The sequence below is a fragment of the Reyranella sp. genome (genome assembly GCF_036558665.1).
In the GTDB taxonomy this organism is placed as follows: domain Bacteria; phylum Pseudomonadota; class Alphaproteobacteria; order Reyranellales; family Reyranellaceae; genus Reyranella.
Genome location: NZ_DATBFE010000101.1, coordinates 1 through 20263 on the forward strand (window position 1 = coordinate 1; position 20263 = coordinate 20263).

The window sequence follows — 20263 nt, forward strand, 5'->3', positions numbered from 1 at the left end:
CGCCAAAAGCTGGTCTGCGCGCCTTTCAGGACTGGTGCCCCCGGTCGGACTCGAACCAACACTTCCGTGAGGAAACCTGATTTTGAGTCAGGCGCGTCTACCAATTCCGCCACGGGGGCACGGTTTCGTGCGCCCGGAATAAAGCCGAAGGATTGCCTCCGGTCAATCGATCGCGTCAGATCTCGCGGAAGGCGCGCGTGAAGCTGTCCATGACCGGCTTGGTGAGATACTCGAAGAAGGTCCGCTCGCCGGTGCGCACGAACAGCTCGACCGGCATGCCGGCGATGGGGTGAAAGCCGGGAATCCGCTCCATCTCCCGCGAGTCGATCTTCACGCGGGCGAGATAGACGTCGCGGCTCGAACCGTCGAGGCTGGCGTTGAACCCGGCCTTGTCCGGCACCGCGTCGGCTGAAACATAGACGACGGTTCCCGTCAAGGTCGGCGTCGACCGGGCGCTGAGGCCGGTGATGCGCACGACGGCATCCTGCCCGACCTTCACATGCTCGATATCCTTCGGCTGGACGCGCGCCTCGATCAACAGGCTGTCGTCGACCGGCAGGATCTCCATGATGCTGCGACCGGGTTCGACCACGCCGCCGGCCGTGTGGTAGCGCATCTTGACGACGACGCCCCGGACAGGTGCGCGGATCTCGATGCGCTCCAGGGTGAGCTTGGCCGTGCGGATCCGCTCACGCGTGTCCTGGAGATCGGCAAGCGCCTCCTGGAGCTGCTCCATCGCCTGCTTCACGGCGGCGCTGTGCACGCCGTTGATCTGCTCGCGAGCGCGGGCGATCCGGTCACGCGCATCGCCGACATCGCCCATCAGGCGCGCGATCTCGCCGCTCGAGGCGGCTTCGCCGCGCTGCAGGGCGAGGAGTTCCGATTTTCGGCTGAGGCCGCTGCTGACCAGGACCTTCTTGGTGCCGATCTCCTCGTTGTAAAGCGCCGACTGACGTTCGACGTTGCTCATCTGCATCTTGCTGGCTTCGATGCGCGCCTCGAGGGCGTTGATGCTTTCCTGCAGCGTGGCGACGTCGGTGTCGATGTTGCGGCGGCGTGCGACGAAGGTGCTCATCTGCGCGTCGAGGATCGTCTGCACTTCCGCGTCGTCGCGATATTTCTGGAAATCGTCGGGCCAAGCGAGGTTTCGTTCCTGCTTCGCCTCGGCCTGCAGCCGGATGCGCATCGCCTCGAGCCTCGCCTCGCGCAAATGGAGACGTCGAAGCTCCGCCTTGGGCTGCGTGTCGTCGAGGACGACCAGCGGCTGGCCGCGCTCCACCCTGTCACCCTCGTGCACGAGGATGTCCTTGATGACTCCCCCCTCGAGATGCTGAACGATCTTGTTCTCGCCCGTGGCGACGAAGTAGCCGGGCGTAACGATGGCGCCGGCGATCAACGCGGTGCCCGCCCAGGAGCCGAAGCCCAGCACGAAGAGGCCGATGAAGGTGTAGCCCAGCGCCGCCGCCCGACGCCCCGAGCGCGACACGCTCTCGTACCAGTCCTCTTGAACGAGACCCGCCGTCTTCTTCCAGAACATTTCCCGGTTCCTCAACCTTCGAGCGAATCGAGCACGTTGCCACCAGGCGGCGTCGGCTTGGCGCCCTGGCCAGAGATCATGGGCAGGATGTCGTCGCGCTTGCCCAGCGCTTGCACGGTGCCGGCGTTCAGGACCATGATCTTGTCGACACTGCGCAAGAGCGCCGGCCGCTGGGTGATCGCCACCACGGTGATGCCTCTCTTCTTGGCGCGCACAAGCGCCCGGCCGAGGGCAAGCTCGCCGGCAACGTCGAGGTTGGAGTTCGGCTCGTCGAGCACGACGAGGCGGGGATCGCCGAAGAACGCCCGGGCCAGACCGACGCGCTGCTTCTGGCCGCCCGACAGGGGGGTGCCGTCCATCGTGATCGGGGTTTCGTAGCCCTGCGGGAATTGCGACACCATCTCGTGAATGTCGGCCAGCTCGGCCGCGGCATAGATCGCCTCGTCGGTCGCATCGGCGCGCATCCGGGCGATATTGTCCTTGATGGTCGCGGGGAAGAGCTGCACGTCCTGCGGCAGGTAGCCTACGCTCTCGCCGAACTGGCGCGGATCCCAGTTGCGCAAATCCATCATGTCGAGCCGGATCGAGCCGGCGGTCGGGAAGATCGAGCCGACGAGCATCTTGCCCAGGGTCGACTTGCCGGTTCCCGAAGCCCCCACGATCGCGAGCGACTCACCCGGATTGAGCTGAAAGGACACGCCGTTCAGGATCACCCGCTTGTTGGGCGGCGGCACGTACAGGACGCGCTCCACGGTCAGCAGGCCGTGCGCCTTCGGCAGGCGCAGGCGCTCGAAATTGAGCGGCGAACTCTGCAGCAGGCTCTTGATCCGGATATAGGAAATGCGCGCGGCGACGAAGCTGCGCCAGCCTTCGATCGTGCCCTCCACGGGCGCCAGGGCGCGGCTGGCCACGATCGACGAGGCGATCATCATGCCGCCGGTCAGCTCGCCCCGAAGGGTGAGCCAGGCGCCGGTGCCCAGAAGGGCGATCTGGGTGAGAAGACGGATCAGCCGCGACAACCCGGCGAGCAGGATGTTGCGGTCCTGGGCGAGGACCTGGGCTTTCAGCGAGTCGCGCGTCTCGCGGCCCCAGATTTGCACCGCCTCGGGGACCATGCCCATGGCGTTGAGAACGCCGGCATTGCGCGCCATGGCATCGGCCTGAAGGCCGGCACGCATGGCGTAGGTGCTGGCGAGCCCGAACGGAATGGCGGTGGTCTTCTGGTTCATCACCGCGATCGACAGCAGCACCGCGCCCGTGCCGGCCACGATGAAGCCGAGATACGGATGGACCAGGAAGACCGCCAGCAGATAGACCGGCGCCACCGGAGCATCGAGCATGGTGAGCAGCACCGGGCCAGTGACGAAGTTGCGAAGCTGCTGGAGATCACCGAGGACCTGGAACTCGCGGCTCGAGCCGTTCTGCGAGGATTTCGCCGCGGCGCTCAGCACCGCCGGGCCGAGCTTGCTTTCGAGCTCGACCGCCGTCCTCATCAGCATGAAGCGGCGCACGATGTCGATCAGCACATGCATCACCAGCGCGCCGATCACGATGATGGTGAGCATCACCAGGGTATCCATGCTGTGGCTGGTGAGCACACGGTCGGAGATCTGGAACAGGTACACCGGCACCGCGAGCACGAAGGTGTTCACGGCGAAAGAGAAGATGGCAACCGTAACGAGACTCTTGCGGACCGCCGCAATCCCGCGTCCGAGGACGTTCTGGAATTCCCGATCGGACCAGCGCCGCTGCAGTGTCGGCGTCGAGGGCGGCGGGGTTCCCCCGCCTGCAGGCGACGCGGGCGGGTCTGGAGTGTCCTTCGGCGGACGTACAGCGACGTTCATGTCTTGGCCTGTCAGTGCGGACTGAAATCTATGCGAGGACGCTGCTCAATGGGTCTGTCGAATGTGTGACCGTTTCATGCGCGGGCGGCACCGGCGTCGGATCCGGTGCGGGCTGGGACGGCGCATCGTGCTGGATGATCGCGGCCGCTTCCGGCGCGAGATGCGATGGGTCGTTGGTGGTGATCGGACCTCCGGTCTGCCCCGACGATTGCACCGTCGACGATTGAGCGATGATGTTGGTCTGCACCAGCACCGAGTCCGAGTACTGCTGCCCGCCGACATACTGACCGCCGGTCGAGCCGACATCGATGATGATGGCCTGATTGGTGAGCGAATTGCCGCCTGCCATCACGTAGCCGGACTCGCCATTCGACAAGGTTTGCTGGACCGTGTCGGTGTTGTTCACGACATTCGTCTGCTGCAGGACGTTGAGGTCGTAGTAGTTGCCGTTGATGAACAACACGTTGAGGGTGTCGCTGCCGTTGCCCGGGATGGCGAGACCGGCGTTTCCGTCGAGCGATGTGTCGTGGTTCGCCAGCGCGTCGGCAACGGCCTTCATCTCAGGCGTCAGAGCGTGGCCGGGCCCAGAGAAATCGGTGATCTGCGCCTCGTTCGAGGTCCAGTTGTTGCCGGTGACCACCGTCTCCTGGCCGGCTCCGCCGGGGCCCGCGTCGACCGACACATAGTTGCTGTTCAGCAGGACGTTGGTCTGGAAGATCCAGTTGGCGCTGTAGGAATTGCCGGTGACGACGATGAGGTCGTAGTGCTCGGAATTGAGATTGTAGGCGACCAGCTCGTTGCCCTGCTCGTTGCCGCCGGTCTCGACGAACTTGTAGTGATCGGTCGCATTCTGCTGCACCAGATCATTGTCCGTCATGTAGTTGTACTGGGTCGCCAGCTTGATGTCGTAGAAATCGCCCTGGACCGTGTCGACGTGCCAGTGCAGGCCACCGAAGAAGCCCATCGTGTAGGGGTTCTGGTCGAGCGTCTGGACGAATTGCGCGACGTTGCTGGCGGCATCGCCCCCCGTGTGAATGGACGCGTTCTCGGTCGTTCCGGTGATGAACGACTGATCGACGAGCACGTTGGTCTGCACGATCGCGTTGCTCTTGTAGCTGTCGCCCAGCACGAGCAGCGTGCCGTCCTGCCCGTTGTCGTTCGCGATGCCGCCGAAGTTCGTCGACAGGTTGCCGCCGCTTTCGACCACCGCCATGTTGGCGTGATGGTCCGTCGGCATGGTCGGGATCAAGGTCGTCGGGTCGGTCGGCAGCGGCGAATTGGGGTCGACCGACTTGCCGTCGATCACCATCCCTTCCTGCAGGGTCTGCGGACCATGACCGGAGGAGTGCGCGCCGAGGTCGGTCAGCGTGGCAATGATCGATTCCGGCGAAGTAAGATCGGTATGGGCATAGGCGTCCGGCATCGCCTCGGCGGCGGTGTGCTGAACGAACTGGAAATCGGGCGCGTGATGATCCGGCCAGGCCGGCGGACTGCCGTCCGACGTGATGGTGTCGTCGCTGCGCAAGACATTGAGCTGGACGACACGCACGTCGTCCTGATCGCCGCCGGACTGGTAAGTGACATCGATGCGCAGCTCCGCATCCCCTCCGCCGCCGCCTCCTTGCTGGGTGGTGGGTGGAGGGAGGTGCGGCGGAGGGACGCCGACCGCATGGGGCGACGCGATCGACGGTACGAGAACAGTGTGAACGTGACCCGTCGGATCCCACGGGTCGGACGGCAGATCCGGCGGCGCCGGCGACCTGGCCCGATCGACATCGTCCAGGTCGACGGGAGCATTGGCAGCGTGAGGACGGTGAGACTCCTCGACGTCGATTTGGCCGGGAGCGTTGTCAGGATCATAGTCGATGTTGAGCTGCGATGCCTGATCGGGAACGTGCAGCAATCCGATGAAGCGCGAGAGAAAGTTTCCCTTGCCATCGACCTGCATCGTCTGCCCCTCCCCCTGCCCCGTATTCGTCTACGCTACGCTGTGCGACACTTACGCTACGATCGAGAAGAAGATGCCGCCCGGCCCCCCGGCCGGGCGGCATCGATGCGCGATGGCTAGGTCGGGTTATGATGAGCCAAGGCGCTGCCGTCGGTCGTGATCGAATCATGACCGACGTTGTTGAAGGTCACGGAGTTGAACTGGATGTTCGCGCCCATGACGATGCTCTGGGTGAAGGCGTCCTGCGTGATCGCCGCATCGGCCGAGGAGGCGATCGATGCCGGGCTGCTGTCGTGGCCGAGCACCGTGCCATGGTCGGCTGACGACTCGCCGCCGGTCGCCGAAGCGATCTGCGAGAACAGCGTGCCGGCGGTGGCATGGTCGCCGCCTAGTCCGTCCAGAGCGGAGAGATTGCCGGCGCCGTCCCAACCTGCGTTGAAGCTCACCGACGCATCGGACAGATGGCCGCTGCTCACCAGATTGTTGACCTGGTCGAGGTTGAAGATGGTGTTGTTGCCATCCCCGTTGACGAACTGGTTGACCGAGTCCGGCATCGAGAACTGGATGCCGTCGTTCAAGTCGCCGTGAATCGACGCATCGAGCTGAGGCTTCAGGTCGGAGGCATCGACGTCGACGCTGACGTTCACCGCCGTGTCGACATGGTTGTTGACGGTGTTCTCGACGCTGTTGGCGACGCCATTCAGGTCGGCGTTCGATACGTGGTTGTCGAGGTCGTTGGTGTTGCTGTTGACGTTGTCGTTGAGGTTGCCGTTGCCGTTCAGGTTGCCGTTGGCATCGAGATTGGCGTTGCCGTTGCCGTTGCCGTTGCCGTTCAGGTTGCCGTTATCGTTGTAGCTCGACGAATCGACGGCCTGATAGACCCCTTGGGCCGCAAGCTGGGCCTCGGCCTGGGACTGATCCTGACCCTGGAGCTGGCCATCGGCCTGGCCCTGGCTCTGGCCCTGCGAGTTGCCCTGACTGTTGTACTGGTTGTTGCTCTGGCCCTGACCCTGGCCTTGACCCTGACCCTGGCCCTGCAGGCCCAACTGACCCTGCAGCTGGCCCTGAAGCTGATCTTGCAATGACATGACTTGACTTCTCCTTGAAATGAGCCGGCGTCCCTTCCCCAGCCATGGCCGCTATTCATCTGTGCGCGGCAGGACGAAAGCCGAATACGCCGTTGCGGTTGAAGGTGATGACGCTGGTACGCTTTACACTACGCTGAGAAGAAGAAATCCCGCCCGGCTGGCCGGGCGGGATCCCGAACGCATCGACTAGCTGTTGCCGTGGTGGCTCATGGCGCCACCGTCGGTCGTGATCGAGTCGTGGCCGACGTTGTTGAAGGTCACGGAGTTGAACTGGATGTTCGCGCCCATGACGATGCTCTGGGTGAACGCATCCTGCGTGATCGGCGCATCCGCCGAGGACGCGATCGACGCCGCACTGTTGTCATGACCGGTCGCGTCACCACCGTTGGCCGACGACCAGCCGCCGCTCGCCGACGCTACCTGCGAGAACAGCGTGCCGGCGGAAGCATGATCGCCGCCGATGAAGTCTCCCAGGGAACCCGCCAATGCCGCGTCGCCTCCGGCACTGAAACTCACCGAAGCGTGGTCCAGATAGCCGTTGCTCACCAGGTTGTTGACCTGGTCGAGGTTGAAGATGGTGTTGTTGCCATCCCCGCAGACGTTTTGATTGACCGAGTCGGGCATCGAGAACTGGATGCCGTCGTTGCAGTAGCCCTGGATCGACGCATCGAGCTGGGGCTTCAGGTCGGAGGCATCGACGTCGACGCTCACGTTCACCGCCGTGTCGACATGGTTGTTGACGGTATTGCAAACGTCATTGGCAACGGCATTGCAATCCGAGTTCGACACATGGTTGGCAAGGTCGTTGGTGTTGCAGTTGACGTTGTCGTTGAGGTTGCCGTTGCCGTTCAGGTTGCCGTTGGCATCGAGATTGGCGTTGCCGTTGCCGTTGCCGTTGCCGTTCAGGTTGCCGTTGTCGTTGTAGCTCGACGAATCGACCGACTGCGCGACGCCCTGGGCCGCAAGCTGCGCCTCGGCCTGGGCCTGGCCCTGGCCCTGGAGCTGGCCATCGGCCTGGCCCTGGCTCTGGCCCTGCGAGTTGCCCTGGCTGTTGTACTGGTTGTTGCTCTGGCCCTGACCCTGACCCTGGCCTTGGCCCTGACCCTGCAGGCCCAACTGACCCTGCAGCTGGCCCTGAAGCTGATCTTGCAATGACATGACTTCACTCCTCGAGTTGGAAAAGTGGCGCTCCTGCTCCAGTCATGTCGCTATTCATTTTTGCGCGGCAGGACGAAAGCCGAATACACCGTTGCAGTTGAAGGACGCCGGTACGCTTACGCTACGCTGAGAGGAAGAAATCCCGCCCGGCTGGCCGGGCGGGATCCCGAACGCATCGACTAGCCGTTGCCGTGGTGTCCCATGGCACCGCCGTCGGTCGTGATCGAGTCGTGGCCGACGTTGTTGAAGGTCACGGAGTTGAACTGGATGTTCGCGCCCATGACGATGCTCTGGGTGAACGCATCCTGCGTGATCGGCGCATCCGCCGAGGACGCGATCGACGCCGGGCTGCCGTCGTGGCCGGTCGCGCTTCCCCAATCGGCGGAAGAGCTGCCGCCATGAGCGTCGGCGATCTGCGAGAACAGCGTGCCGGCGGTGGCATGGTCGCCGCCGATGCCGCCCAACCCCGAGAAGCTGCCGGCACCGTCATCGCCCGCGCTGAAGCTCACCGACGGGCATACCAGCGTGCCGTTGCTCACCAGGTTGTTGACCTGGTCGAGGTTGAAGATGGTGTTGTTGCCATCCCCGTTGACGAACTGGCTGACCGAGTCCGGCATCGAGAACTGGATGCCGTCGTTGTGGTCGCCGCAGATCGACGCATCGAGCTGGGGCTTCAGGTCGGACGCATTCACGTCGACGCTCACGTTGACACACGTGTTGACGCTGTTGTTGACGGTGTTCTCGACGCCGTTGGCAACGGCATTGCAATCCGAGTTCGACACGTGGTTGTCGAGATCGTTGGTGTTGCAGTTGACGTTGTCGTTGAGGTTGCCGTTGCCGTTCAGGTTGCCGTTGGCATCGAGATTGGCGTTGCCGTTCAGGTTACCGTTGCCGTTCAGGTTGCCGTTATCGTTGTAGCTCGACGAATCGACCGACTGCGCGACGCCCTGGGCCGCAAGCTGCGCCTCGGCCTGGGCCTGGCCCTGACCCTGGAGCTGGCCATCGGCCTGGCCCTGACTCTGGCCCTGCGAGTTGCCCTGGCTGTTGTACTGGTTGTTGCTCTGGCCCTGACCCTGACCCTGGCCTTGGCCCTGACCCTGCAGGCCCAACTGACCCTGCAGCTGGCCCTGAAGCTGATCTTGAAGCGACATGACTTGACTCCTCGTTGGAATGAGTCGGCGTCCCTTGCCCAGCCATGACCGCTATTCATTTTTGCGCGGTACGCCCAAGCTTCGGAGACGCCAATTGAGACAATGGTGGAAATCGCTGGCACCGGTCGGGCTTCGCCGACGAGCGTCAGATACGCCTGTTTCATCCGTCGATTGGCAGGCACCTCCTCCCTTTGTTTTGCCGGCGCTGTCCCGTCCGCAGATCGCGAAATTCCCGGCTGCGCTGGTCGACCGGGCAATCGGCGGTCCGCTGCGTCAGGGTGCACAACAGGCAGTTGCGCCGCGGACCCGATTTGGGCGAGGCGATCTTTCCGGTCGCAGGCTGCTTGCTCAACCGGACAACCGCGACCCAACGCCGGCGATCACCGGGCGAGGCGCCGGTCCGGCGCGACGCCAGAGGCCGTGACAAATGAGAGACCGGCGAATCCTGCGATCTCTGGCAAACCTGGCCCAATGCCCAAGCCCAGTGCCGTCGACATCGCAATTTTGTACGATGGCATCAGGCTTTTTCGTTCTTCCGGTTCTGCCTTCTTCCAGGTGGCGGCCGGCTCGTGCGCCGCGACCGACAAGGTCCGGAACGATTGGGAGAAAAACGACCCACCCCCTGAATCTCCTAAAAACCTGTCTATACTTTCGACAGGTTCCACGTCCGTTGGGGCGGGCGTGAGTGGGAAGGAACGAGTGGGTCATGCAAGCGGAGGAAAGCGCCGCGGCGCGCAGCGATAGCCTTGCGCGCTTCGCCGATGAGTTGAGTGCGCATCGCTATCTCGAGGGGATTCTTTGGCCGAACGGGGCGACATGCCCGAGATGCGGCACGCAGGGGAGAATCGGCAGGCTGGACGGCGCGTCGACGCGCCTGGGCGCCTACAAGTGCTATGCCTGCCGTCGCACCTTTTCCCTGACCCACGGCACGATCTTCAGCTCAAGTCACGTGCCGTTGCACAAATGGCTGCAGGCCATCTACCTGACCGAAGGCGGCAAGAAGTCGATACGGCCCCATCATCTCCAGCGCATCCTGAACGTCTCTTTCAAGACCGCCTCGACGATGCTGCGCCGCCTGGAGGACGCCGCATCCGCCAAGGGCGCCGGCCTGCCCCAGCCCTGGCAGTCTGAATCCTGATCCGGCTCTGATCTATTTGCCGCGGAGGTCCGCCTCGCCGTCGGGGCTTTCGTCCGCGGGTACGAGCGCGGCGCGAAGACGGGGCAGGAAATCCCATAGTGTCCGGTTCAGGGTGCGCAGTTCCTGCTGCACCTGCCGCAGCTTGTTGATCCGTTCCTCGTCGATCGGCTGGCGGTCGCCAAACGAGATCCGGCCGCCCTTTTCCACGAAGCGCATCATTTGGGTATGGGTTATCTCGCCACGCTCGTTCACCGAATACATGGCGTGAAGGAACTCGTTGCGCGTACGGTTCGCGTCATTGAATCCGTCGACGATCGCGTCGAGCGAACGGCGGACGGCGGGATCGGTTACCTTGAGCAGGGTGAGTCGTCGCACCAGCTCGAGCCGCGCCCGGGTGGTATTCAGGGTGGAATAGACGACGGCCGCCGCTTTCTCGTCCGTTCCGAGCAGCAGCATCAGGACATAGATCAGCAGACTCTCGTTGTTCGACCAACTGAAGACCAGCAGGCCGATCAACGCCATCAAGGCCTGTCGCTTGCCGGCAGTCTGCATCGCGGCACGCTCGATGGCTTCGAACGCCGGTCTTTCGGGCAAAGGTTCCCGGCGAAGCGGATCGGCCGGCGCGCGGTCGTCGTTGGATGCGCCGCCGCCCTGCAGGCTCTGGCTTTGATGTTGCCGGATGAGGCTGCTCACCGCTTCGTTGAACTTCGCATCGTCCTCGTCGCCCAGCGAATCCCTGATACGCTCCAGAAAAAGAGCAAACTGATCCTCGCTGTGACGTGACGGCCGCTTGCGCGACATGACTAAAGTCCCCACACAACTTTTATCGCACGTGCAGCAACACCCTAGAGAAGCTTTGTTGCAGGTCAATTGACGGTTGCTTGATTGGACCTCTGGTCACTGATTGAACATCCGAGATGAACTTTGCGGCTTCAGCCGATGGATCATTGCTGTGACCACGCCGCAGGCTGGAGATCGGAACTCGAACATAGAGATGGCCGCCGCCTACCTCGTTGTGACCGCTTTCGTAGAACGAACACGCCCGTGCTTGCCGGTCCCTGCTGGCTCCGGTCTTATGTGCCACGCGATCGAGCAAAGCTGTCGGAGGAAGCGTTCAAGTGCACCCGTATCTCCACGCCCGAAAAAACGCCGACAAGCCCGCCTACATCATGGCCGCCAGTGGCGAGACGGTGACCTATCGGCAACTCGACGATCGATCGAACCGCATCGCGCAGCTCTTCCGTTCTCTCGGCCTCAAGACCGGCGAACATATCGCCCTGTTCCTGGAGAACAATCCGCGCTTCTTCGAAATCTGCTGGGGGGCCCAGCGCTCGGGCTTGATCTACACCGCCATCAGCTCGCGGCTGACCCCGCCCGAAATCGACTACATCGTGACCGACTGCGGGGCCAAGCTCTTCGTCACCTCGCACTACCTGGCCGACAAGGCGGCCGAGCTGACGCCTCTCCTGAATGATGTGGCCAGCCGCTTCATGATCGACGACGTCATCCCCGGCTATGACTCCTGGGAGAAGGCGGTGGCAAGCCAACCGGCCAACCGCATCGCCGACGAGACGGCGGGCCACGATATGCTCTACTCGTCCGGCACGACCGGCCGACCGAAGGGGGTGTTGCCGGTCGTCGAGCCGCAGCCAATCGACTTCGACAATCCCCTGCTGCAGATCACCAGTCGGCTCTACGGCATGGACGAGGACACGATCTATCTCTCGCCGGCGCCGCTCTATCATGCGGCTCCCCTGCGCTTCAACATGAGCGTCATGCGGCTCGGCGGCACTTCGGTCATCATGGAGAACTTCGACGCCGAGGACTATCTGCGGCTGATCGAGAAGCATCGGGTGACGCATACGCAGGTAGTACCGACCATGTTCGTGCGCTTCCTGAAGTTGCCGGACGAAGTCCGCGGCAAGTACGACGTCTCGTCGCTCAAATGCGCGATCCACGCCGCCGCTCCCTGCCCGATACCGGTCAAGGAAGAGATGATCGCGTGGTGGGGGCCGATCATCTGGGAATATTACGGCGGTACCGAGGGCAACGGCCTCACCATGTGCAACTCCGCCGAATGGCTGGCGCACAAAGGTACGGTCGGCCGCGCCGTCGTCGGCAAGCTCAAGATCTGTGACGACGCGGGCAACGAACTGCCGACGGGCGAACCGGGCACCGTCTACTTCGCCGAAGGCCGCGCCTTCGAGTACCACAACGACCCGAGGAAGACCGCCGAGTCGCGCCATCCCAAAGGGTGGTCGACACTGGGCGACGTGGGTTATGTCGATGCCGACGGCTTCCTGCATCTCACCGACCGCAAGGCCTTCATGATCATCTCCGGCGGCGTCAACATCTATCCGCAGGAGGCGGAGAATCTCCTCATCAATCACCCCAAGGTGATGGATTGTGCCGTGTTTGGCGTCCCCAACCCCGATTTCGGCGAAGAGGTGAAGGCCGTGGTACAGCCGCGCGACATGGCCGACGCGGGCGCGGCCCTCGCCGAGGAGCTGATCGCCTACTGCAGGCACCATCTCTCGGCCATCAAGTGCCCGCGCAGCATCGACTTCGAAGCCGAGTTGCCGCGGCATCCGACGGGTAAGCTCTACAAGCGCCTGTTGCGCGACCGCTACTGGCAGGACCGCGCGAGCAAGATCGTATGAACTCGAGTGAGCGTGCGCTCCAGTGGCGACCGCTCGTTAAGGAGATCGCCATGAAAGCAGCCGTCGTCACCGAGCAGGGTGTCCAGGTCAAGGACGCGTCGAAGCCGTCGCCCAAGTCCAACGAAATTCTGATCAGGGTGAAGGCGGCCTCGCTCAACCGCGCCGATCTTGCGGTCGCAGCCGGCCATCGTCACGGCGCGGTGGGCGGGCCGGGCACGATTGTGGGCCTGGAGTGCTCGGGCGAGGTCGAGGCTGTGGGCAGCGACGTCAGGGACTTCAAGCCGGGCGACCGTGTCATGAGTTCGACGGCGGGCGGCTTCGCCGAGTATGCCGTGGCCGATTCCGGCCGTGCCCACAAGATTCCCCCCAACAACATGACCTTCGAGCAGGCCGCCTGCATGCCGGTGGCGGTGCAGACCATGCACAACGCCCTGGTCGGTGCGGGGCGGCTGAAGAAGGGCGAATCGGCCCTGATCCAGGGCGCCAGCTCGGGCGTCGGCCTGCTCGGAATGCAGATTGCGAGGCACATGGGCGCGTCGATCGTGATGGGCACCTCCACCAACGATGCGCGTCGCGCCCGACTGAAGGAGTTCGGCTGCGACCTGGCGCTCGACACGCGCGATCCGAAATGGCCGGAGAAGGTCAAGGAGGCGACCGGCGGCAAGGGCGTCGATCTGATCGTCGATCAGGTTTCTGCCGGGGTGATGAACCAGAACATGGAGGCCGCCGCGATCCTCGGCCGGATCGTCAATGTCGGCCGCCTCGGCGGCATGAAGGGTGAATTCAACTTCGACCTCCACGCTCTCAAACGCATCGATTATGTCGGCGTCACGTTCCGCACCCGCACGCCGGACGAAGTGCGCGCCATCGTGCAGGCCGCCCGGAAGGATCTGTGGCCAGCCATCGAGACAGGCAAGCTGTCGCTGCCGATCGACCGGACATTCCCTCTCGCGCAAGCCGCGGAGGCGCTTGCGCACATGAAGGCCAATGCCCACTTTGGCAAGATTGTTCTCGTCGTCTGAGCAGCAGGTATCCCATGGCCCACGGCATCAACCATCTCGCCACCGCCGACAGCCTCTTCTTCGGCAAGGGCGCGCTCGACCGGCGCAAGACCGAGAAGACGGTCGAGGAGGCGCTCAAGGGCTGCGACGACGGCGAGCTGTTCCTGGAATACGTCCAGAGCGAGAGCCTCAGCTTCGACGACGGCAAGCTGAAGAGCGCCTCCTATGACACCACCCAGGGCTTCGGCCTGCGGTCGGTTGCGGGCGAAGCCACGGGCTTCGCGCATGCCTCGGCGCTCGATGAAAAGGCATTGAAGCGCGCCGCGGACACGGTGAAGGCGGTGCGGTCGGGTAAATCCGGCAAATCCGACGTGTCGCCGCACGGCACCAACCGGCTGCTCTACGCCGACGACAATCCGATCGACGGCGAAGACTTCGAGAAGAAAGTGAAGCTCCTGCAGGAGATCGACGCCTATGTGCGTGCCAAGGAGCCGAAAGCACGGCAGGTCTCGATCTCCCTCCTGGGCTCGTGGCAGGTGATCGAGATCGTCCGCGCCGGCGGTTGGCGTGCGGCCGATGTGCGGCCGTTGGTGCGGCTGAATGTCAGCGTGGTGTGCGGCGACGGCGCGCGCCTCGAGGCGGGCAGCACGGGCAGTGGCCGGCGCGCGGCCTACGGCGACATCTTCCATCCCGACTACTGGAAGAAGGAAGCCGACGAGGCGATCCGACAAGCCCTGGTGAACCTGGAATCCGTCGATGCGCCGGCGGGCGAGATGCCGGTCGTGTTGGGGGCAGGCTGGTCGGGCGTGCTGTGGCACGAAGCGGTCGGGCACGGACTGGAAGGCGACTTTCACCGCAAGAAGACTTCGATGTTCACTCATCTCATGGGCCAAATGGTGGCCTCGCCGGGCGTCACCGTGGTCGATGACGGCACGCTTGCCGGCCGTCGCGGCTCACTCACCATCGACGACGAGGGCACGCCGACCCGGCGCAATGTGCTGATCGAGAATGGCAGGCTGGTCGGCCTGATGCAGGACCGCATGAATGCCCGCCTGATGGGCGTGAAGCCGACCGGCAACGGGAGGCGCCAGAGCCATGCCCATGCGCCGATGCCACGCATGACCAACACCATCATGCTGGGCGGGACCGCGGACCCGAAGGAGATCATCGCCTCCGTGAAGAAGGGCCTCTATGCGGCGAACTTCGGCGGCGGCCAGGTCGACATCGTCTCGGGCAAGTTCGTGTTCAGCGTGACCGAGGGCTATCTGATCGAGGACGGCAAGATCGCCAGGCCGGTGAAGGGCGCCACCTTGATCGGTGCCGGCTCGGAAGCGCTGACGCGGGTCGGCATGGTCGGCAACGACATGGCACTCGATCCCGGCATCGGCACCTGCGGCAAGGACGGCCAGGGCGTGCCGGTAGGCGTCGGTCAGCCGACCCTGCGCATCGATGCTCTCACCGTCGGCGGCACGGCGACCTAGAATTATGCGCCCATGCGCTCGCGATGACGCGAGGCGCTACCTCTCCAGCCACACATCCTCGAAGCGCCAGCCGTTATAGATGCTGTTGCTCTGGATGGTCAGGTTCCTGACCGATGGCTGCCAGCAGCCGGCGGCCATCCCGTGGGCGATCATGGGCCGGGCGACATCCTCCTGCAGGCGGCGGTCTATGTCCCAGACCATCTTCTGCCGCGTCTTCTGGTCGAGCTCACGCGACTGCGCCTCGAACAGCTCGGTCATCTTGGGATTGCAGTAGCCGTTGTAGTTGCGCAGCGAACCGCAGGCGTAACCTTCGAAGAAGGTGACGTCGGGATCATCGACGGCACTGCCGGTGAGATTCAATGCCACCACATAGTCCTTCTTGAAGACGCGATTGTAGTAGATCGAGGTGTCGATCACCTCGAGCTCCCCGTCGATGTAGATCTGTTTGAGCTGGTCGATCAGGATGACGGCGGGGTCGCGGAAGGTGGCGATGTTGCGCGTACTGACCTTCACCTTAAGATGCTTGTCGGGGCCGTAGCCCGCCTGCTGCATCAACGCGCGCGCTTCGGTGCGACTCCCGGCGACATCGCCATAGCCGGCCACGGTCTGGAGCATCTCTCGCGGCAGCCCCCAGACGCCGTCCGGCGGCGGCATCATTGCTCCGCCCATCTTGCCTTCGCCCTCCTGGAGGATGTCGATGAACGCCTGGCGATCGATCGAAAGCGCCATGGCGCGTCGGATCGCCGGGTTGTCGAACGGCGGAACCTCGCGATTGACGATCAGGTTGGTGCTGACACCCGTACCGCGCATGGTGCACTTCGCTTGCGGTGCATCGCGCCGGATGTTCTTCAGCAGCGGCACGGAGACGTCGGTCGGAAAGGTCATGTCGAAGGCGCCGCTGGAGAAGGCCAGCATGCGCGTCGACCGGTCGGCGATGATCGTATAGTCGATGCCGTCGAGATATGGGCGGCCCGCCTTCCAGTAGTCGGCGTTCTTCACCAACTTGATGCCTTCGTTCATCTTGAACTCGGCCAGCTTGAACGGACCCGTGCCGACCGGCTTGCGGCGCATGTCGGCGACCGGAACGTGGCAGGGATAGATCGGCGAGTAGCCCGACGCGAGCATCGCCAGCAGCGCAGGTTGCGGATGCTTGAGATGGAAAGTGACATCGAAATCGCCTTCGGCGGCGACCTTCTCGACATTTTCGTACCATGAGGCGCGCGGATTGCGCCGAAGCTTGTCGTTGCCGAGCAGCAGTTCAAACGTGCACTGGACGTCCTTGGCCGTGAACGACTGGCCGTCGTGCCATCGCACCCCTTCGCGCACCTTGAATCTCAGCGTCCTGCCGCCGTCCTCCCACGACCAGCTCCTTGCCAGATCCGGCACGATGGATTCCAGGCTGTTGCGCGCGACATGCTGGTCGAAGATCACGAGATTGTTGAACAGCGCCATGAACGGCACGACGACTGACACGGTGGCCTCTTCATGGATCGAGGCGCTGGGTGGCGTGTCCATGTGCTGGATGCGCAAGGTGCCACCATACTTCTGGGCCTGGGCGGGACTGGCCGTGAGAGCGATCGCTGCGAAGACGAGCAGGATGAGCCATCCGGTCCGGACCTTCATGCCTTCCTCCCAGTCGGCAGCCGCGCGCAACCGGTCGCGGCGTTCAGTGGACTACGCGCCTGCTTCGTGACTCATGCATTTCCTGATTTGAACACGGCGACTCTGCCGCGGCCGAAAGATAGTGCGACTGGGGACCGACCTTGGCAATAGACCGCCTCGACGAGCTCAGAGCGTGTAAAGTCCCTTCGACACCGCGAGGCTCACGCACAGCGACTCGATCGTGTCCAGGGTGGGCGTGTCGACGCCCGCGCCGCGAGCAAAGGCGAGCGGCGCACGCACGATCGCCTCGATCTCCATGGGCCGGCCGAGTTCATAGTCCTGCAGGATCGACGGTCGATGATCGGGATAGACGCGCTTGGGGCCATAGCGAACGTCGGGATTGTCGTCCAGCAGCACGCCGTGGGCGGCCGCGGTCGCGAGCGCCTCTCCATGTGCACGCCGTGCCAGACGATTGATCATCGGCGTCTTCTGGATGGTCGTCGGCTGCGCAAGGAGAAGGCAGAGGGTCGACCCGGTGAGGTTGGCCATCAGCTTGTGCCAGATGTCGTAGCGGATGTCGCGCGTTTCCGGCGACGCGATGCCGGCGGCCTTCAGCGTGGCTCGCAGAGCCGCGATGCGCCCGCTCTCGCGGTCATCGATCTCGCCAACCCACAGCGTATTGCGGTCGGGCGAGATGTTGCGCACGACGCCGGGCTCGACGACATGGTTCGAGGAGGTGACGACGGCGCCGATCGTCCGCTCGAGGCCGACCGATCGCGCCAGCGCGCCATCCGGGTCGAGCCGCGACAGATCGGGCGCCGGCGGACGCGCGGACGACAAGCCATGGCCGTACCACCAGGGAATACCGTTCTGCACGAAGACGACCGATGTCTCGGCGCCAAGCAACGGCCCGATGGCGGCAGCGAGTGCTGTCTGTCCGCAGGCCTTCAGCGTCACCAGCACCACGTCCTGTGGCCCGAGATCGGCGGGCCGGTCGCTGGCCCGCACCGGGACGACGATCTTCCGGTCGCCGACGAGCAACGTCAGCCCGTGCCGGCGAATCACTTCCAGGTGTGCGCCGCGCGCGACGACCGAAACATCGTTGCCCGCGGTGGCAAGCCGGGTCGCGAAATTCCCGCCGATGGCGCCGGCGCCGAAGACGCAGATCCGCATCGCCCTCTCCGGATTACCCGCGCGTCTCCGCCAGCCGCAGCGATTCGATGAAGCGGATGGCCGCGCTCCGGGTCCGCATGTCGCTTTTGGCGGTGGCCAGCAGGCGGTAGAGCCGGTCCTTGACGACATATGTACGCATCATCACAAAGCCGCCGTCCTCGCCCTCGATGTCAAGCGCATACCCATCCCACCCCTGCAGGGTGACCAGCTCGTCGCGCGTGTACTTGAATTTGTCCCTGGGGAACGCCTTCTCGGCGTCACCGCGCCCGAGGTTTCTGGCCATCTCCTTGCTGTCGTGGCCGCTGAACCAGTTCGGTTCGTAGTCGACGTAGTCGAAGTCGAACATCTGATCGGCGCGCCTCGACTCCCAGGCGACGCGAGGCGCGATGTTGCCGGGATCCTTCTGACTTGCCGTGCTCTTCTCCGCCGGCGCCGGCATCTCGAGTCGGAACCGCAGGTCGGGCGCCACGACGGTCTGCCAGTCTTCGTCGGATTGCGCCTGCGCGGCGAGCGGCAGCGCCGCGAGAAGAAGCGCCATCGCGCGCCGCTTCATGGTGCCGGCACCAGATCCTCGCGGCCGGACCATTCCCACGCGAGGCCCGTGCGCGAGATGCCGAGCAGCAGGCCATGCAGTTGCTTGGGATGCACCCAGCCGCCGTCGGGATCCGTCGCCGGATCACTGCCGCGCGGCGTGTAGCGGGCGCCGGCCTCGAGCAGGCGTCCACGTATTGCCGTCCAATCGTGGGTTTCGACGTAGCACATATAGAGCGAGTCGCCGTGCTTCTTGACGAAGCGGCCCATGGAATGGACGTCGTCCGTCACCTGGCTGAGTTCGATGCGGTCGAGCCTGTTCGGCGGATCGAACAGGGTCAAGGTGCCGAGGTAGCCGAAACGCTCGCTGCCGATCTCGCTGAAGCGCGCGGGCTCGAGGCCGAACAGGCCGGCGTAAAGCGCGGCAGCGCGGCGCCAATCGCTCGCCAGGGTGTTCGTGGTCTCGTAGAGAAACGACACAGGCCCGACGCGCGGCCGATAGGTGCTGTGCGAAACAACGATCGGCAGGCCGAAGGTGACATCGGAGCCGAGGTAAAGCTGTTCGTCGTCCCGTTCATAGGCGATCCCGAGGCCCTGCCAGCGCCTTGCCATCGCGTCGAGGTCGGCGGTGCAATACCCCGCCGTCATGAGCCCTTCCCCGCGCGCGTTCAGGAACTCCCGCGTGCGACCGGTGCCGTCCGGTTCGCAGAGCTCGAACTCGCTCTCGCCGACGGCGAGAACAGTGCGCCGGGCACCGAGATGACGGCTGTGATCACGGCGCGCGATCTCGCACCCCAGCAACTGCCTGAAGCGCTGGGACGCCTTGCCGGCGTCGTGGACGGCGATCTGAACGCGGTCGCAGCGGTCGAGCATCGGCGGACGATAGCTCAGTACGCGTAGTCGCGGAACAAGGGCTCGAACGAGCCGTGCCATTCGCTTTGCCACTTGGCCAGCAGCTCGTCGGCTGGCGCCAGACCGCTTGCAACCGCGCGATCGAGCGGCGCGAGATAGACGGTCTCGTCGTTGCCGTCGCCATCGAGGCGCCTGCGCGCACGCAGGCCCGCGTGTGCGATCTCGACCACCTCGCGCGCCAGATCCGACAGCGGCAGGCCCTGGAACTTGGTCGAAAGTCCGGTCCGGGGCGCATGGCTGCGCAGATAGTCGTGATCCTCGATCGTCCAGTCCTTGACCAGATCCCACGCGCCATCGAGCGCGTTCTGTTCATAGAGCAAGCCGACCCACAGGGCAGGCAAGGCGTTCAGCGCCGGCAGAGGACCCGAGTCCGCGCCGCGCATCTCGAGGTAGCGCTTCAGCCGCACCTCCGGAAAGGCCGTGGTGACATGATCGGCCCAGTCGTTGATGGTCGGCAGCTCGCCCGGCCGCGCCGGCAGCCTGCCGTTCAGGAAATCGCGGAAGCTCTGGCCGGCAGCATCGACGTACTTGCCATCGCGGTAGACGAAGTACATCGGCACATCGAGCATGTAGTCGACATAGCGCTCGAAGCCGAAGCCCGCCTCGAACACGAAAGGCAGCATGCCGCAGCGGTCGGGATCGGTGTCGGTCCAGATGTGGCTGCGATAGCTCTTGTAGCCCGAGGCCTTGCCCTCGACGAACGGCGAGTTGGCGAACAACGCGGTGGCGAGCGGCTGCAAGGCGAGCGAAACGCGAAACTTCTTCACCATGTCGGCTTCGGACTCGAAGTCGAGGTTGGTCTGCACGGTGCAGGTGCGCAGCATCATGTCGAGGCCGAGCTTGCCCTTCTTGGGCATGTACTCTCGCATGATCTTGTAGCGACCCTTGGGCATCCAGTGGATGTCCTCGCGCTTCCAGTCCGGCGCGAAGCCCAGCCCGATGTAGCCCGCGCCGATCTCGCCGGCGACCTCGTTCACCTCGCGCAGGTGCTGGGAATTCTCCGCCGCCGTCTCGTGGACCGTCTCGAGCGGCGCGCCGG

The 20263-nt window shown here is 64.2% G+C and carries 16 protein-coding genes and 1 tRNA gene; 4 read left to right on the forward strand and 13 right to left on the reverse strand.

From position 1 onward, the window contains the following. Window positions 1-32: 32 nt before the first annotated feature. The 7 genes from VH499_RS16375 to VH499_RS16405 form a co-directional block, all read right to left on the reverse strand. Window positions 33-119, reverse strand: a tRNA-Leu gene (locus VH499_RS16375). Between the two features lie 56 nt (window positions 120-175). After that, window positions 176-1537 carry an HlyD family type I secretion periplasmic adaptor subunit gene (locus VH499_RS16380; RefSeq protein ID WP_332053814.1) on the reverse strand — a complete coding sequence of 454 codons (1362 nt, stop codon included), beginning with the start codon at window positions 1535-1537 and terminating at the stop codon, window positions 176-178. An 11-nt stretch (window positions 1538-1548) separates the two neighbouring features. Then, window positions 1549-3381, reverse strand: coding sequence for a type I secretion system permease/ATPase (locus VH499_RS16385; protein WP_332053815.1), 1833 nt, complete (start codon window positions 3379-3381; stop codon window positions 1549-1551). A 28-nt stretch (window positions 3382-3409) separates the two neighbouring features. Next, complete coding sequence (locus VH499_RS16390) at window positions 3410-5329, reverse strand: hypothetical protein (protein ID WP_332053816.1); 1920 nt, start codon at window positions 5327-5329, stop codon at window positions 3410-3412. Between the two features lie 116 nt (window positions 5330-5445). Continuing rightward, entirely contained in the window at window positions 5446-6417 is a 972-nt protein-coding gene (locus VH499_RS16395) for a hypothetical protein (RefSeq protein WP_332053817.1), read from the reverse strand. A gap of 186 nt (window positions 6418-6603) precedes the next feature. Then, complete coding sequence (locus VH499_RS16400; protein ID WP_332053818.1) at window positions 6604-7575, reverse strand: hypothetical protein; 972 nt, start codon at window positions 7573-7575, stop codon at window positions 6604-6606. A 179-nt stretch (window positions 7576-7754) separates the two neighbouring features. Continuing rightward, window positions 7755-8726, reverse strand: coding sequence for a hypothetical protein (locus VH499_RS16405; protein WP_332053819.1), 972 nt, complete (start codon window positions 8724-8726; stop codon window positions 7755-7757). Between the two features lie 706 nt (window positions 8727-9432). On the opposite strand from VH499_RS16405, the gene VH499_RS16410 reads away from it, so the two are divergent. After that, the gene (locus VH499_RS16410) at window positions 9433-9864 is read left to right on the forward strand and encodes a transposase (protein ID WP_332053820.1); all 432 of its coding nucleotides are present in this window, start codon (window positions 9433-9435) and stop codon (window positions 9862-9864) included. A 12-nt stretch (window positions 9865-9876) separates the two neighbouring features. Here the strand turns inward: VH499_RS16410 and VH499_RS16415 are convergent, their stop codons facing one another. Then, complete coding sequence (locus VH499_RS16415) at window positions 9877-10734, reverse strand: hypothetical protein (RefSeq protein WP_332053821.1); 858 nt, start codon at window positions 10732-10734, stop codon at window positions 9877-9879. Window positions 10735-10982: 248 nt separating this feature from the next. On the opposite strand from VH499_RS16415, the gene VH499_RS16420 reads away from it, so the two are divergent. Genes VH499_RS16420 through tldD form a run of 3 tightly spaced genes read left to right on the forward strand, consistent with a single transcriptional unit; the run spans window position 10983 to window position 15006 of the window. Next, window positions 10983-12524, forward strand: coding sequence for an AMP-binding protein (locus VH499_RS16420; RefSeq protein ID WP_332053822.1), 1542 nt, complete (start codon window positions 10983-10985; stop codon window positions 12522-12524). A 50-nt stretch (window positions 12525-12574) separates the two neighbouring features. Continuing rightward, window positions 12575-13546, forward strand: a complete 972-nt coding sequence (locus VH499_RS16425) for a zinc-binding dehydrogenase (RefSeq protein ID WP_332053823.1) — start codon at window positions 12575-12577, stop codon at window positions 13544-13546. A gap of 14 nt (window positions 13547-13560) precedes the next feature. Continuing rightward, window positions 13561-15006 carry a metalloprotease TldD gene (gene tldD / locus VH499_RS16430; protein WP_332053824.1) on the forward strand — a complete coding sequence of 482 codons (1446 nt, stop codon included), beginning with the start codon at window positions 13561-13563 and terminating at the stop codon, window positions 15004-15006. 36 nt (window positions 15007-15042) lie between these two features. On the opposite strand, the gene VH499_RS16435 is transcribed toward tldD, so the two are convergent. The 5 genes from VH499_RS16435 to VH499_RS16455 form a co-directional block, all read right to left on the reverse strand. Then, window positions 15043-16629: an ABC transporter substrate-binding protein gene (locus tag VH499_RS16435; RefSeq protein ID WP_332053825.1), complete on the reverse strand. Its 1587-nt coding sequence runs from the start codon at window positions 16627-16629 to the stop codon at window positions 15043-15045. A 165-nt stretch (window positions 16630-16794) separates the two neighbouring features. Next, entirely contained in the window at window positions 16795-17781 is a 987-nt protein-coding gene (locus tag VH499_RS16440) for a 2-dehydropantoate 2-reductase (RefSeq protein ID WP_332053826.1), read from the reverse strand. Window positions 17782-17794: 13 nt separating this feature from the next. Beyond that, complete coding sequence (locus VH499_RS16445; protein WP_332053827.1) at window positions 17795-18334, reverse strand: hypothetical protein; 540 nt, start codon at window positions 18332-18334, stop codon at window positions 17795-17797. After that, a complete protein-coding gene (locus tag VH499_RS16450) occupies window positions 18331-19185 on the reverse strand; it encodes a VOC family protein (protein ID WP_332053828.1) in 855 nt (284 codons plus the stop codon). Before VH499_RS16450 ends, VH499_RS16445 begins: the two co-directional genes overlap by 4 nt. A gap of 14 nt (window positions 19186-19199) precedes the next feature. Continuing rightward, window positions 19200-20263 (reverse strand): glutamate--cysteine ligase (locus VH499_RS16455; protein ID WP_332053829.1); only part of this gene is annotated, 1064 nt, incomplete at its 5' end.